The organism is Lacinutrix chionoecetis (assembly GCF_053604665.1).
On record NZ_JBSHNQ010000071.1, the window covers coordinates 215,742 to 231,713 of the forward strand.

At 34.6% G+C, this 15,972-nt stretch carries 12 protein-coding genes; 10 read left to right on the forward strand and 2 right to left on the reverse strand.

Annotated elements, in window-relative coordinates; all coding sequences use genetic code 11:
* Positions 1 to 38: 38 nt before the first annotated feature.
* The 4 genes from ACVC43_RS06450 (at position 39) to ACVC43_RS06465 (ending at position 7,171) form a co-directional block, all read left to right on the forward strand.
* Positions 39 to 3,062 (forward strand): tetratricopeptide repeat protein, encoded by a 3,024-nt coding sequence (locus tag ACVC43_RS06450; RefSeq protein ID WP_452223752.1) that lies wholly within the window; start codon positions 39 to 41, stop codon positions 3,060 to 3,062.
* 81 nt (positions 3,063 to 3,143) lie between these two features.
* The gene (locus ACVC43_RS06455) at positions 3,144 to 4,874 is read left to right on the forward strand and encodes a TonB-dependent receptor (protein ID WP_452223753.1); all 1,731 of its coding nucleotides are present in this window, start codon (positions 3,144 to 3,146) and stop codon (positions 4,872 to 4,874) included.
* 112 nt (positions 4,875 to 4,986) lie between these two features.
* Complete coding sequence (locus tag ACVC43_RS06460) at positions 4,987 to 6,609, forward strand: amidohydrolase (RefSeq protein ID WP_452223754.1); 1,623 nt, start codon at positions 4,987 to 4,989, stop codon at positions 6,607 to 6,609.
* Between the two features lie 34 nt (positions 6,610 to 6,643).
* A complete protein-coding gene (locus ACVC43_RS06465) occupies positions 6,644 to 7,171 on the forward strand; it encodes a DUF2059 domain-containing protein (protein ID WP_452223755.1) in 528 nt (175 codons plus the stop codon).
* 10 nt (positions 7,172 to 7,181) lie between these two features.
* Here the strand turns inward: ACVC43_RS06465 and ACVC43_RS06470 are convergent, their stop codons facing one another.
* Positions 7,182 to 7,883 carry a class I SAM-dependent methyltransferase gene (locus ACVC43_RS06470; RefSeq protein WP_452223756.1) on the reverse strand — a complete coding sequence of 234 codons (702 nt, stop codon included), beginning with the start codon at positions 7,881 to 7,883 and terminating at the stop codon, positions 7,182 to 7,184.
* Positions 7,884 to 7,983: 100 nt separating this feature from the next.
* Here ACVC43_RS06470 and ACVC43_RS06475 point away from each other — a divergent pair, with 100 nt between their 5' ends.
* The 4 genes from ACVC43_RS06475 to ACVC43_RS06490 all read left to right on the forward strand — a co-directional run bounded on the left by ACVC43_RS06475 (position 7,984) and on the right by ACVC43_RS06490 (position 11,956).
* On the forward strand, positions 7,984 to 8,478 hold the full coding sequence (locus tag ACVC43_RS06475) for a YkgJ family cysteine cluster protein (RefSeq protein WP_452223757.1): 495 nt from the start codon (positions 7,984 to 7,986) through the stop codon (positions 8,476 to 8,478).
* A gap of 83 nt (positions 8,479 to 8,561) precedes the next feature.
* Entirely contained in the window at positions 8,562 to 9,944 is a 1,383-nt protein-coding gene (locus ACVC43_RS06480) for a T9SS type A sorting domain-containing protein (protein ID WP_452223758.1), read from the forward strand.
* Between the two features lie 88 nt (positions 9,945 to 10,032).
* The gene (locus tag ACVC43_RS06485; protein WP_452223759.1) at positions 10,033 to 10,866 is read left to right on the forward strand and encodes a sterol desaturase family protein; all 834 of its coding nucleotides are present in this window, start codon (positions 10,033 to 10,035) and stop codon (positions 10,864 to 10,866) included.
* Between the two features lie 250 nt (positions 10,867 to 11,116).
* Complete coding sequence (locus ACVC43_RS06490) at positions 11,117 to 11,956, forward strand: hypothetical protein (RefSeq protein WP_452223760.1); 840 nt, start codon at positions 11,117 to 11,119, stop codon at positions 11,954 to 11,956.
* Here the strand turns inward: ACVC43_RS06490 and ACVC43_RS06495 are convergent.
* Positions 11,953 to 13,206, reverse strand: a complete 1,254-nt coding sequence (locus ACVC43_RS06495; RefSeq protein ID WP_452223761.1) for an exo-beta-N-acetylmuramidase NamZ family protein — start codon at positions 13,204 to 13,206, stop codon at positions 11,953 to 11,955. The two genes, ACVC43_RS06490 and ACVC43_RS06495, sit on opposite strands and share 4 nt — an antisense overlap.
* Before the next feature lie 6 nt (positions 13,207 to 13,212).
* Here ACVC43_RS06495 and ACVC43_RS06500 point away from each other — a divergent pair, with 6 nt between their 5' ends.
* Positions 13,213 to 14,451 (forward strand): ABC transporter permease, encoded by a 1,239-nt coding sequence (locus ACVC43_RS06500; RefSeq protein ID WP_452223762.1) that lies wholly within the window; start codon positions 13,213 to 13,215, stop codon positions 14,449 to 14,451.
* 204 nt (positions 14,452 to 14,655) lie between these two features.
* The gene (locus ACVC43_RS06505; RefSeq protein ID WP_452223763.1) at positions 14,656 to 15,636 is read left to right on the forward strand and encodes a PLP-dependent cysteine synthase family protein; all 981 of its coding nucleotides are present in this window, start codon (positions 14,656 to 14,658) and stop codon (positions 15,634 to 15,636) included.
* Positions 15,637 to 15,972: the final 336 nt, after the last annotated feature.

Genomic DNA, 15,972 nt, shown 5'->3' on the forward strand with positions numbered 1-15,972 from the left:
AATTTATCTTTGATTTCTAAATTAAAAACAAATAGTCTATGACTAAAAAACATATTTTTTCACTATTCGCTGCACTATGTTTTGTGTTGGTGGCTCTTGCACAACAATCTGCTACTTATACTAACGATTTTGTAGCATACCAAAAGGCATTATCACTTTATAACAGCCAGCAATACTTAGCGTCTCAAGCCGTTTTTAGAGACATAAAAAAAACAACTGATTCTGAAGCCATCGAAGCAGATTGTACTTATTACATTGCTAATTGCGCGGTACGTTTAAACCAGAAAAACGCCGATAGTTTAATAGAAGAATTTGTAGAGGAATACCCAACAAGTACTAAAAGAAACACTGCCTTTGTAGATGTTGCAGATTATTATTTTGAAAATGAAAAATTTGCTTACGCCGAAAAATGGTACAGTAAAGTAGATGAGAATTCCTTGTCGAGAGCAGAACGCGAGAAATTTAATTTTAATCGTGGATATACTGCTTTTTCAGCTAAAAATTATAAGGAGGCTAAAAAGTATTTAAACAGAGTGGAAAACTCTCAAAAGTACGGCTCACAAGCCAAATATTATATTGGTTTCATGGCTTACGAAGGCGATGATTACGACAAAGCTAATGAGTATTTTAATCAAGTAGGAGAAGAAGAAAAATACAAGGAGAAACTAAGTTATTATCAAGCCGATTTAAATTTTAAATTGGGCAAATTTGAAAAAGCTATCGAGCTGGCAAAAGCACAATTAAGTAAAACCAACGACAGAAATGAAACGTCCGAATTAAATAAAATTGTTGGTGAAAGTTATTTTAATTTAGAGCAATTCGCAGAAGCAATCCCGTATTTAAGTGAGTATCAAGGTAAAAAAGGAAAGTGGAATAACACAGATTATTACCAATTAGGTTATGCGCATTACAAACAAAACCATTACGAAAAAGCGGTTTCAGAATTTAATAAAATCATAGACGGAAATAATAGTGTTGCCCAAAATGCCTACTATCATTTAGGAGAAAGTTATGTGAATTTAGACAAAAAGCAAGAAGCTTTAAATGCCTTTAGAAATGCATCGCAAATGGATTACGATTTAAAAATCCAGGAAGATGCGTGGTTAAATTATGCTAAAATTAGTTACGAGATTGGTAATCCCTACCAATCTGTACCACAAATTTTGGCTGGTTATTTAGATAAATATCCAGAGACCAGTTATAGAGAAGAACTGGAAACGTTACTTATAGACTCGTACATAACGTCTAAAAACTATAAAGAAGCCTTAGAGTTGTTAAAAGGAAAAAAGAGTTTCGAAAACAAAGTGGCATACCAAAAAGTAGCTTATTACAGAGGAATAGAGTTGTTTAACGAGAGCAATTATATGGACGCAGAAAAAATGTTCGACGCTTCGTTAAGCGAACAGCAAGATGCAAAATATACTGCCAGAGCAACCTTTTGGAAAGCAGAAACAGATTATAATTTAACAAATTACGACGATGCTTTAATTGGTTTTAAGCAATTTCAGCAACAAACTGAAGCCGACCAAACACCAGAATATAAAAATTTAGATTATAATTTAGCGTATACCTATTTTAAACAAAAAAACTACAATCAGGCCATTAATAACTTTAAAAGCTTTACCACAAATAGAAAAGACGATAAAGTAAGGTTAAACGATGCTTATTTGCGTTTGGCAGATTGTTATTTTGTAACCAGCGTTTACGAAAATGCCATCACTATGTATAGCGAGGCTTTAAGTCTTAGCGTTATTGAAGCCGATTATGCATTCTTTCAAAAAGCGATGAGCTATGGGTATTTAGGTAAAACCAATCAAAAAATTTCGGAGCTGGAGCGTTTTATATCACAATATCCACAATCCAAATTGCGAGACGATGCCATGTACACCTTGGGTAATGAATATGTAAAATCTGGTGATGCAGATAAAGGCATGACCATGTATAATCGCTTAATTTCAGAATATAATGGAAGTTCTTTTATCTCTAAAACCTTGTTACGTCAAGGTTTAGTGTACTATAACAAGAGCCAGAATGAGCAAGCCTTAACCAAGTTTAAAAAAGTGGCTGGAGATTTCCCTAATTCTCCAGAAGCAAATCAGGCTGTGGCAACTGCACGGTTAATTTATATTGACTTGGGTCGTGTAGACGATTATGCTACTTGGGTACAAACGTTGGATTATATAGAAGTTACAGATGCAGATTTAGACAATGCCACGTATCAATCTGCCGAAAAACAATATTTAGATGGTAACACAAACCAAGCAATTAAATTATTTAACAATTATTTAAATGAGTTTAAAAACGGATTGCATGCCAACCAATCGCATTTTTATTTGGCGCAATTGTACTTTAAAAAAGATTTAAAAGAAAATGCAAAACCGCATTATCAAGCTGTAGTTAGTGCTTCGCAAAGCGAATTTACCGAAGAAGCATTATTACGTTTGTCTCAAATTATTTTAGACCAGAAAAATTGGGGAGAAGCAATCCCAATTTTAAAGCGCTTGGAAACAGAAGCTAATTTTCCTCAAAATAGCGTGTTCGCACAATCTAATTTAATGCAGGCAAATTATCAGTTAAAAAAATATAATGAAGCTGTTGCTTACGCCGAAAAAGTACTCACCAATCCAAACTTAGATAATAAAGTTAAAAGTGATGCACACGTAATTATAGCACGTTCTGCAATGAAAACCAATGATGAAGCAAAGGCTAAAGCAGCATATGCAAAAGTAGAACTAACTGCAACAGGAGAAACCGCAGCAGAAGCCTTGTATTACAATGCTTATTTTAAAAATAAAGAAGGCAGTTATGCGGCATCTAATACTGTGGTGCAACGTTTGGCAAAAGATTATTCTGGTTATAAATATTATGGCGCTAAAGGTTTGATTATTATGGCTAAAAACCAGAACGCTTTAGGTGATGCTTTTCAGGCAACATACATTTTAGAAAGCGTCATTAAAAATTTTAATGACTTTCCAGAAGTAGTAGCCGAAGCGCAACAGGAATTAAATAAAATAAAAACAGAACAAGCAAAAACAAACGCTTCGGTAGAAACCGAAGATTAGGTTTTAGTTAACAATAGAGGTTTCGTACTTAAAATTCGAAGACTTAATAGGTTTCAATAAAAATTATACAAACAAGCATATATGTTTCAAAAAAAGCAATTCTTTTTACTCTTAGCAGTATTAATTACAACGGTAATTTTTGCACAAGAACGCGGACAGGATACCTTAAATCCAGATGTAATAAATGTAATTAAGCCGTATTCACCTACCATTTCAGATGCTTTTAAAGTAAAAGAAATACCAACATTGGATGATGAGGCTACAGCAACTAAAAAAGAAGTGAAATACAATATCTTTTCATTTCCGGTAGCGTCGACATTTACACCTGCAAAAGGCAAGGCTGCAGTTGTTGATAAAGCTAAAAAAGTAAAATTATTCGATAATTTTGCAACTCTAGCTGTAGGATCTTACACCACTATTTTAGGTGAGGTTTATTTAAACCATGAGCTTAGTAGTGGCGAAAATATTAGCGCACATGTTGGTCATCATTCTTCAGGAGGAGGTATTGATGGCGTGTTAACAGACGACGATTTTATAGATTCTAAAATAGATTTAACCTATAGCCAGCGTAATAAGGATTTCGATTGGAACATCGCAGGAGGTTTTGGCTTACAGTCTTACAATTGGTACGGATTACCACAACCGTTATTCGACCAAATGGATGCCGATGCTTTAGATGTTGGTCATAGTTTTACAAATGCACACCTGTCTGGAGAAGTAAATTTCGAAGACAGTATTTTTAAAGGCGCAGAAGCACTATTTAGACGTTTTGGCGATAATCAAGGCTCTGGAGAGAACAGGTTTAAGCTAAGTGGTGAAGTAGATATTCCTGTTCAAGACGAGTTAATTGCTACAGTGGTAAGTTTAGATTATCTGGGCGGTAGTTTCGATAGAAATTATTTTACCGAAGATGAGATTAACTATGGGAATATTCAATTTGGAGTTTCGCCAACATACCAATTAAATAAAGACGATTTAACCGTTAATCTTGGTGTAACCCTAACCTATTTAAACGATACAGAAGCCAGTGAAAGTAAATTCTACATCTATCCAAATGTAAGCGCAAGTTACCGTTTGGTGGACGATGTTGTTATTGCATTTGGTGGTGTAAAAGGAGGGTTAACACAAAATTCTTATTATGGATTTGCTACCGAAAACCCGTTTGTATCACCAACGTTGTTTATTGCACCAACAGACCAGCAATTTAATGCCTATGCAGGATTAAAAGGAAAATTATCTAACACCATTGGCTACTCGGTTTCAGGAAGTTATAAATCTGAAAAAGGGAAAGCCTTATTTTTAAATAATGCAATTACCGAAACCGAAGAAGATTATACCTATGGTAACTCGTTTCAAGTTACTTACGACGATGTATCTACCTTGGGTTTAGCGGGAGAATTAAATATTGATGTAAATAGAAACTTTACCTTGGGCATTAAAGGCGAATATTTTGTTTATAATCCAAAAAATGAAGCTGAAGCCTGGAACTTACCAGATGTAAAAGGGACGTTGTTTATGGATTATCAAATTAACGAACAATGGTTTACTGGCGCAAATTTATACTTTGTAGGCGAGCGCGACGATTTATTTACAAGTTTTGATACCGCTTTTCCAACCGCTTTTGTTTCCTCTAAAATAACTTTAGACAGTTATTTCGATGCAAATGTACACGCAGGATACCATGTAAACGATAGAATAGCTGTGTTTTTAAAAGGCAATAACCTTATTGGAGAAAAGTATACAAAATGGCAGAACACACCAGTGCAAGGCATCCAGATTTTAGCTGGAGCCACGTATAAATTTGATTTTTAATATTTAGTATTATTGATTAACTTTAAATCTCATTGAAAAATATCTTAAACGTTTTCACATTACGAAGGCGTTTTTTTTATTCCTATATTTATGCTCCAAAAAAATAATTAAGATGAAGCACCTCTTTCTAACTCTAATATTGCTAACTGTTTTAAGTTGTAATAAAGATAAAACCGAAGTCGATTCAATAGTAATAAACGCAAACGTTTATACGGTAGATTCAAATTTTAGTAAAGCGGAAGCATTTGCAATTAAAGACGGAAAATTTGTTGCTGTTGGTAGTACTTCAGCCATTCAAAAAGACTATTCGGCTAAGGACATAATTGATGCTAATGGACAAACCATCGTACCTGGATTAATAGATGCGCACTGTCATTTTTACGGCTTAGGTTTAAATACAAATACAGTTAATTTGGTTGGTACTACAAGTTTCGAGGAGGTTATGAAGCGGGTTATCGATTTTCAAAATAAAAAAGAGACCAAATTTATTATTGGTAGAGGTTGGGATCAAAACGATTGGGAAGATAAAACCTATCCAGATAAAAACCTTTTAGATAAATTGTATCCAGATATTCCTGTGGCTTTAACACGAGTTGATGGTCATGCTATGTTGTGTAATCAGGCAGCATTAGATTTGGCTAATATTACAGCAAAAACTAAATTTTCTGGAGGTGAAATTAAAACCGATAACGGTAAACTTACAGGAATTTTAATAGATAATCCTATGGAATTGGTAGAGGCTATATTTCCTAAACCTACACATCAGCAAAAAATTGATGCCTTACTAGAAGCGCAAACCATTTGTACAAAATTAGGTTTAACAACCGTAAGTGATGCAGGATTAGACAAAGACGTTATAGAGTTAATAGACAGTTTGCAACAAGCTAATGTATTGCATATGCGAGTATACGCTATGATTAGCAATAAACAAGAAAACCTCGATTATTACCTAAATAAAGGTAAAATTAAAACCGAAAAATTAAATGTGCAATCCGTTAAAGTGTATGCAGATGGCGCATTGGGCTCACGAGGAGCTGCTTTAAAAGCACCTTATAGCGATGAGCATAATCACTTTGGTGCAATGGTTATTGGCACAGAAGACTATAAAAATTTAGCTACCAGAATAGCAAAAGCAGGCTACCAGATGAATACGCATGCCATTGGAGATTCTGCCAACCGCTTTGTGTTGCAAACTTACGAGAAGACCTTAGCAAGCCAGAATAATCGACGCTGGAGAGTGGAGCATGCGCAGGTAATTACAGATAATGATTTCGATTATTTTAAAAATGAAAACATAATTCCTTCCATACAGCCAACACATGCCACAAGCGATATGTACTGGGCAAAAGATAGAGTAGGAGAAGAACGTGTAAAAGGAGCTTATGCCTATAAGACGTTGTTGGAAAAAAGCGGAAAAGTAGCCTTAGGAACCGATTTTCCTGTAGAACAGGTGAATCCGTTTTTAACTTTTTATGCGGCAGTTGCCAGAAAAGACACAAAAGGCTATCCGGAAAATGGGTTCCAGAAAGAAAATGGACTGTCAAGAGAAGAAACGTTAAAAGGAATGACTATTTGGGCAGCATATGCAAATTTTGAAGAGGATGAAAAAGGAAGTATAGAGACTGGTAAATTTGCCGATTATGTAATTTTAAATCAGAATATTATGGAAATTCCTGAAGAAAAATTACCTTTAACAACAGTGCAAAAAACATACATTAATGGTGTGGCACAATAATTGAGATTTAAAGAAAAATATAAAACATTATAAAATGAAAAAATTAGCTGCTATTATTCTTTTTTTAACTTTTTCAATCCAGTCTTTTGCACAAGTAGATGCATATAGTGCAGATGTAAAAAAGTGCATTACAAGTAATGGTACCATGTCTTACTACGAAGATGTCATGGAGCAAATGTACGACATGTTAAAAGTGCAGTTTAAGGACGAGAATGTGCCAGACACTGTTTGGGCAGATATTAAAAAGGGTAAAAAAGCAGCAATGGATGAATTGGCACAAATGATAGTGTCTGCATACAGAGGGCATTTTACGCATGAAGATGTTAAAAACATGAACACCTTGTATGCCTCGAAAGCAGGAAAAAATATGTTTAAAAAAGAAGCGCTAACAGAGAGTGATAAAGCTGTTTTAAACGAATTTTATAAAAGCGATACAGGTAGAAAAATAACAGAATCGCAAGATTCTATGAATAATTCGATGAGTAAAATAGCAGAGATGTGGAGTAGCGATGTCTATCGAGGTGCTATTGCAACCTTATCTGAAAAAGGTTATAATTTATAAAGCAATTTGCCTAAACAAATAATCTTGCCAAATAATCGAAATGCTCGCCTTCAATAACCTTTTCGCACTGCAAACCAACAGAAGCGCAGGCAATATTTAAAGTACTAAAATCGAGATATAGCCACTTCATGGGTGATTCCTTTTCACCTTTATAGCTTAAAAAATAATCGAGCTCGCCATAGTAACCCGAATTTAAGTCTTGCCAAAAACCACCATCTTCGTCTTCAAACATGTATTTAATGTCACTGGAGTCAATAAGAATTTGGCCATTGTTGTTTAATAAACTCTTCAAATGCTCTAAATACTCTGGTATCTTTTTTATAGTTTGAAAAATACCTGTTCCATTCATTAAAAGCAAAATGGTATCAAACGTCTGTTTTTCGTCTAAAAGGGCTTTCAATTCGGCATTAAGAACACCACGTGCCTTACAAACTTTAATAGCTCCTTTAGAAACATCTATAGCCTTGACTGTAAGCTCTTGTTCCTGAAGCCATAAACTATGGCTACCAGCACCGCAACCAACATCTAAAACTGAGCCTTTACAAAGCGTGAGTGCTTTTTGTTCAATTTTTGGCATGTTACTAAAATCTCTAAATAAATAATCAACAGGCAACACATCTTCACCAGAAATATTTGTTGCTGTAATAATATCTTCCGGAGAATTATTATTATAGAAATCGAGTAAGGCTTTTCCAAATAGATCTTTTTTCATAGTATATTAATTGAGGGACTTTGTCTGTACAATGTGTTAATTATTAGTTTCTATTTTAAAGTTCTTACTTTATAATATCTAAAAAACTTATTTTTACGCCATGCAAGACATTATAGATAATCTCCCAAAGCATGCCAAAGATAAGCATAAGGAGAACAAAAGCTTTTTTACAAAGCTTAAAAAAAAGCCACCAAAAAAATTAGATTATATCATGCAGGAATTGCATGAGGAAGAATTTAAACAAACCGATTGTTTAACATGTGCAAATTGTTGTAAAACTACTGGGCCGTTATTTACAGATAAAGATGTGAACAGGATTGCCAAACATTTTAAAATGAAAACCCAACAATTTATAACACAGTTTTTACGTGTAGATGAAGATAACGATTATGTTTTGCAAAGTGTGCCATGTACCTTTTTAGGTGCAGATAATTATTGTTCAATTTACGAGGTAAGACCAAAAGCGTGCAGAGAGTTCCCACATACAGACAGAAAAAAGTTTCAGCAAATAGCTAATATCACTTTAAAAAATGTCGCTATTTGTCCGGCAGCTTTCAATATCGTTGAGAAAATGAAGAAGAGATTAGACATTTAAAAAACCAATTGCCTAAAGTTTTTATTAGGTGTAAGAAAATATTTTAAATATATTTGTAAGAAGAAACCCAAAACCTACTTATTATGAAGCATTTAACTAATAGTTTTGCTGCACGAATTTTTCGTTTATTAACTTTTTTAACAACCGTTTTTATTAGTTTTATCTCCTGGTCACAGACTACCTGTACACCACCTAACAATCCGGTTGCCGATATTGTATTAACTCAGGATTATAGTGCAAACTGGGATGCTAATAACCCAGATTCAGGTTCAATTCAGGAATATCGTCCTGCTCCTGGAGCTGTAGATAATATGCTCATTGATGGCTATGATGCCTTTTGGGTTTTTCAAAACAATGGTCAGTATCCAAACGATCCAACCACAGCTAATCCTGCAAATACAGGTTCTGCAGTTACTAAAACTTACCCTATACAATTATATCAGCAAAGTGGAACTACTTTTCGCAGAGCGAGAATTAAAGGCTACACGTCCTTAACTTCAGAATGGGGACCATCATATTTAAACGGTACAGCTTTTCTTGCCCGCCAATCTAATAACATAACCGTTGAGGAGATTAGAGCAGATCGTGTTTGGGATGGCTTACGTTCTTCTAACAGTGAGGATACAACTTTTAGAAATTGTTGGATTTCCAACATTCGCGATGATTCTGTTGAGAACGATCAGCTTAAATCGGTAACATTAGAAAATTGTTTATTCGAAAATGCATTTGTAGGTATAAGTATGCGTCCTGTAAGTGGTGACACCACATCAGACGGAACAGGCAAACAGGTTACAATGGATAACGTACATATTTATTTAACACCATATTGGTATACCGATGCTAAACCTCATGATACTGCAACAATATTTAAAACCTCAAGCAGTTATACCATGCCAAAAATGTTGATAACAAATTGTGTGTTTGGATGGGAAGTTAATCCTACAGTTAATAATCCTCAAAACATAACTAATGTTCTTGGAGATATTGATCCTAACAGCGGAAATAATGTGGCATTATGGATGAGTTTAGAGCCTGTGCCAAGCTGGTTTTACGATGAAAATGTGTTGCCTTCAAGTTTATTTACAACAAAGCTTACAGGACAAGCAGCCATTAATTTTGCAGATAATGATAAAGCCGCTTTTAAAGCACAATGGATTTCAGATTGTAGACCATTGTTAGATGGTGATACAGCTACTTTGAGTGTTAATAATACGTCTTTGTCACATGTAGATGTAGCGGTTTATCCAAACCCAGTAACGGATATTGTAAATATTAGAATTGATAACAGTCCACTAAAGAAATTAAAAACCAAGGTGTTGGATATTAAGGGTAAAACACTTTTTCAAAAGGAGTTCTTTAATACAAATACGCCATCTTTATCTTTAAAACAATTAGCCAGCGGCATGTATTTTGTGCAGATTGAAGGTGAAGCTATTAAATCTACGGTAAAAATAATTAAGCAATAACTCCTACATGTTAAAAGTGAAACTTCGCTATTTCCATTGCTAAAAGATAAGTTGTTTCTTTTTAATTATCTTTAAACAAAAAAAACGATTGGAGTCTTTGATAACATATTTTGAGAGCATACCGCCACTTCACAGAAGTATTTTACTTGTAGGTGGTATTACGCTGTTTTGGTTTTTAGAAGGCATACTGCCTTTATTCACTTTCAAATATAAAAAATGGAAGCATGCCTGGCCTAATCTGTTTTTTACGTTTACAACAATAGTAGTTAATTTTGCTTTGGCCTTTTTGTTGTTAAAAACTGCCGATTGGGTAACTATCAATGATTTTGGTATTATTAATTGGTTACCAGAAATGCCCTTATGGCTTTATGTAATTTTAGGTGTTTTGCTTTTAGATTTTATAGGAGCTTATTTAGCGCATTATACAGAGCATAAAGTAAAAGTGCTTTGGATGGTGCATTTAGTCCACCATACAGATCACGAAGTAGATACCACAACAGCTAACAGGCATCATCCTTTAGAAAGCATCATCCGTTTTATATTTACATTAACAGGTGTTTTTATTATTGGAGCACCAATAGGTATTGTTATGTTGTACCAATCGCTATCGCTTGTTGCAACGCAATTTACACATGCAAATATTAAAATGCCCAGACAGTTAGATAAAATTATGAGTTACGTTTTAGTATCTCCAGATATGCACAAAGTCCACCACCATAATATGTTACCTTATACCGATTCTAACTATGGTAACATATTTTCCGTTTGGGACCGTTTGTTTGGCACCTATATGCATTTAGACAGGTCGCAAATTACCTATGGTGTGGATACCTTTCCTAATGCCGAAGAAAACGCCAGTTTAAAACATTTACTTAAGCAACCCTTTCATAAGTACAGAAAACCCACTACAAAAGCTAATTAGCTGAAATTCAATCTTTTTTGAACATAATTTACTATGGCATAAATCTTGTATTTATGTTATTAAAATAACGTTTTTAGGATAGATAAGCAGATAAAAATGCACTTTAGCGAATTAATTAGGCTTTTGGGCTAATTTCTACTAAATTAAATATAAAATGTAATCGTTTTAGTACGCTATACTTTACTTTTACACTTCCCTAAACGAATTGATTTTTTAGCAAAAATTAAACTAATAGTAAAATTTTCAGATTATGAAACGCCTAAAAATCCTATGCCTACTTTCGCTCGCTTTTACTTTAAGCTGGTCGAGTTATTCGCAACAACAAGCACTTACGAACATTCAAAAAAATATTAACGAGCAAGCAGCTGGTTTAGAACAGCTTCTTAACTTTACGTTAGATACTTTAACGCTTAGAAGTGATAAAAATATTCTTCGTGTTACTTTTTTAAGTCACGATGAAAAAGATTCGGTAATTATAGATGTAGATGCGCCAGAAATTAAAATTCCATTATACCATTTTAAAAAAGGAAGATATACCATCGCTGTTTACAGAGAGGATAAAATTATAGCCTTAGGTGTTAAACGTGTGGAAGATATCCCAAGACCAGAGGACGCTATTGCAGACTTAGAAGAAAGTATTTTAAGATCGAGTTTAAGTGATAAAGAATTGCTTAACCGAAACATTAAACCGCTTAAGAAAACACCACGAGTGGACGATACACGTTTAGCAGAGGCAAAGCCGAAGGTAGACCGAACAAAAAATACGCGTACTGCTCCAGAAAGACCAAGTAGAGAAAGAAATAAAAGAGAAGTTACTAACGTCAATAAAAAGTCGGCTTTCGAATTGGCAGCAGAAAGAGAAGCAGCCCAAAAAGCAGCAAGACAGTTAAGACAAGAAAAGGAAAATGATGTAGCTTCTGTTAAGCCAGAAAAGCCAAAACGACCAGAAAAACCAACAACTTTAATAGAAGTGAAAAAGGTAACGTATAACTTATCTATAATTAATAACGACGAGTCTATAGAAAAACAAAGTCGTGAGGATTACAGAGCAAATAATTTACGTCCCAACGGGACACCTTATCAGAATTAATTATAGAGCAAATACTTAGCTCGCCTATTTTTAAAATTTTCTAAGCCATCTTTCCAGGTGGCTTTTATTTTGTCTTCGGTTTCGCCAGCTTCAATTTGCTTTTGCAACTCTTTTGTACCAGCCAATTTTGTAAAAAAACCATTTGAAAGAAAAAATTTGCTTTTGTCTGCTGTGCTATTATAAGCACTTATTAAGTAACTTAAGTTTAATGCCTCAAGCCTTGGTGTCTTGTTTAAATTAAAACCATTACAAACTGTGTTTTCGTGTTTTGGATACTTAGCACCTTCGTTTGGTTTTGGTGTAAACTTGAATTGAGATTCTGGTAAAAACGGAGAGCCATAAATTTGAAACTGTAAAGCTGTACCACGTCCAGCGCTAACATTTGTTCCTTCGAAAAAACACAAACTTGGATATAAGTTTATAGCACTATCATTTGGTAAATTAGGAGAAGGCTTTATGGGTAAGCTATATTCTAAATCGCGTGAATAATGCTTCACTTTAATGACGGATAATTCACATTTCACGTTATTATTAAGCCAGCCTTCGCCATTTATCATTTGTGCATATTCGCCAATGGTCATACCATGCACCACAGGAATAGGGTGCATGCCAACAAAGCTGGTATGTTCTTTTTCAAGAATGGGTCCATCTACATAATGCCCATTTGGGTTTGGTCTGTCTAAAATTAATATTGGAATATTTTGTTCGGCACAAGCCTCCATAACGTAGTGAAGCGAAGAAATGTAAGTATAAAATCGTGCTCCTACATCCTGTATATCGAAAACCACAAGATCTAAATCTGCTAATTGTGCTTTGGTAGGCTTTTTATTTTTACCATAAAGTGAGACTATTGGCAAACCGGTTTTTGTATCCATTCCATCTTTTATCACTTCGCCAGCATCTGCGGTACCACGAAAACCATGTTCTGGTGCAAACACTTTTTTAATATCTATATCTAAAGACAAAAGCGAATCTACAAGATGCAAATGGCTATTCTCTGTAAATATAACCGAAGTCTGGTTGGCAACCACACCAACACGTTTCTCTTTTAATAAAGGCAAATAGGCTTCCGTTTGGTTAGCGCCAACAATAATGGTTGTATCATCATTTTGGGCAATGGTTTCCAACGTCTCATTTCTTACACCTATCTTCTCACTTCTATCTTCAAATTTATTGGTCTTTCCGCAAGAAATTCCTAACAAAAGAAATAATAAAACTGTATTTTTACACCACATTAATTGTACACTCATAGTCTATTGAATTTCGAATACTTTATAGCTAAACGCATTATTGACAGTAAAGCGTATAAAAGTAGCATATCGGCACCAATAATAAAAATTGGAATCGTAGCAATTTCCTTAGGGATTATTGTTATGATGATTGCCATTGCCACTGGAACGGGACTTCAACAAAAAATAAGAGATAAGATAGTAGCGTTTAACGGTCACGTAATAATTACCAATTACGATACTAATAACTCGCAGGAAAGCCAGAACCCTATTTCTAAAGATCAGGATTTTTATCCCGAATTTACCAGCGTAGAAGGTGTTTCTCATGTGCAGGGCGTAGCGACAAAATATGCTATTTTCAGGCAACCGGAAACATTTGAAAGTGTAGTGATTAAAGGTGTAGGAGCAGATTATAATTGGCAATATTTCGAAGAATTTTTAGTAGCAGGCAAACTGCCAGATTACACCCAAAAACGAAATGAAGACCTTTTACTTTCGCAATATTTTGCTAACAGGCTCGATTTAAATGTAGGAGATACAATAAATGCCTATTTTTTAAATGAAGACCTAAATAAAGCACCACGAATTTTGCCCTATAAAATTGTAGGTATTTATAATTCTGGATTTAAAGAATTCGACCAGCAATTTGCAATTGCCGATATCAGGCATATTCAAAGGCTTAACAAATGGGACAATAACGAAGTTGGCAATTTTGAAGTTTTTATAGATAATTACAACGAGCTGGATGAAAAGGCGAAAGCCATTTTTCAAAATACGCCCTCCACGCTAAATACCACTTCAATTAAAAACAAGTTTTTTACCATCTTCGAGTGGATTGGCATTTTCGATAAAAATATTGCGGGCATTATTGGTATCATGATTCTCGTAGCAGGTATAAATATGATTACTGCGTTATTAGTCCTCATTCTGGAGCGTACACAAATGATTGGGATTTTAAAAGCATTGGGTAGCAGTAATTTTAGTATCCGAAAAATATTTGTTTACAATGCCATCTACTTAATATTAGTCGGTTTATTTTGGGGCAACCTTATAGGCTTAGGTTTGCTTTTTGCTCAAAAATATTTTGGGTTTTTAAGTTTCCCAAATCCCGAACAGTATTACATGAAAACCATACCTGTTTACATCAGCATCGACTATATTTTATTACTTAACATTGGCACATTCCTGTTATGTTTAACCATGCTGTTGTTACCCTCTTATATAATCACTAAAATCTCTCCAGTAAAGGCCATTCGTTTCGAGTAGCCTGTAAATAGTATTATTTGATTGCCTGCCAGTTTGCAAAGACAGGTTGCCTTAAAGTCGGTTTTTTTTGCAGTCGTTCTCTGCGAGGCGCTAAAAAATACTTTAACGCCCAACGCTGGGATATTATGAAAACACGTAATTTAACAAAGGTTTAATCGCTTTAGTTTAGCCTTTTTATTACTTTTGCCACACTAAAATTATTAAATGACTTACGCAGAAAACATCCTCGAAACAATAGGTAACACACCATTAGTAAAAATAAATAAACTCACGGCAGAACTTCCGTGTTTGGTACTTGCTAAATACGAAACCTTTAACCCAGGAAACTCGGTAAAAGACCGTATGGCTTTACAAATGATAGAAGACGCAGAAGCAGATGGCAGATTACAACCTGGCGGAACCATTATAGAAGGAACCTCTGGAAACACAGGTATGGGCTTAGCATTAGCAGCCATTGTAAAAGGTTACAAATGTATTTTTGTAATTAGCGACAAGCAATCTAAAGAAAAAATGGACATCCTTCGTGCTGTTGGAGCAGAGGTTGTAGTTTGTCCAACAGATGTGGAACCAGACGATCCAAGATCTTACTACTCGGTATCAAAACGTTTAGGAGAAGAAACACCAAACTCATGGTACGTAAACCAATACGATAACCCAAGCAATACCAAGGCACATTATCAAAGCACAGGACCAGAAATCTGGAAACAAACCAATGGTAAAATAACACATTTTGTAGTTGGTGTTGGTACAGGAGGTACTATTTCTGGCGTTGGGAAATATTTAAAGGAACAAAATCCAGATATTAAAATTTGGGGAATAGATACTTATGGTTCGGTATTTAAAAAATACCATGAAACAGGAATTTTCGATGAAAAAGAAATTTATCCGTACGTAACCGAAGGTATTGGAGAAGATATCCTGCCAGAAAACGTAAATTTCGAGGTTATAGACGGTTTTACCAAAGTAACCGATAAAGATGCTGCAGTGTACACACAGCGTTTAAGTAAAGAAGAAGGCATGTTTTTAGGTAACAGCGCAGGAGCTGCTATTAAAGGCGTGTTGCAATTAAAAGAACACTTTACAAAGGACGATGTGGTGGTGGTATTATTTCACGATCATGGGTCGCGTTATGTTGGTAAAATGTTTAACGACGATTGGATGCGTAAAATGGGATATATAGAGTAACAAATTCCTGCGAAGGCAGGAATTTCATAATAGAAAAAGCAAAAAGCACAGTTTATTGACTGTGCTTTTTTTATGAGAATGAAGAGATTCGTTTAACGGTCTTGTATATGGTTTATTACGTGATTTAAGCACCTAATCTAGCAAATAAAAACCGAATAGAAAATCCACTAGGGTTTTCCTAAGTAGGCTATAACTAGCAATAAATTATATACGACTTAAGTTTGATTCTCAGTAAATTGTTGCTATAAATAGAAAGAACAAAAGAGAGAATTAAGGTTACTATATACGGTGAAGCTTTAGACTTCGACAACATTGATAATCCTCTCTCTTTTACTA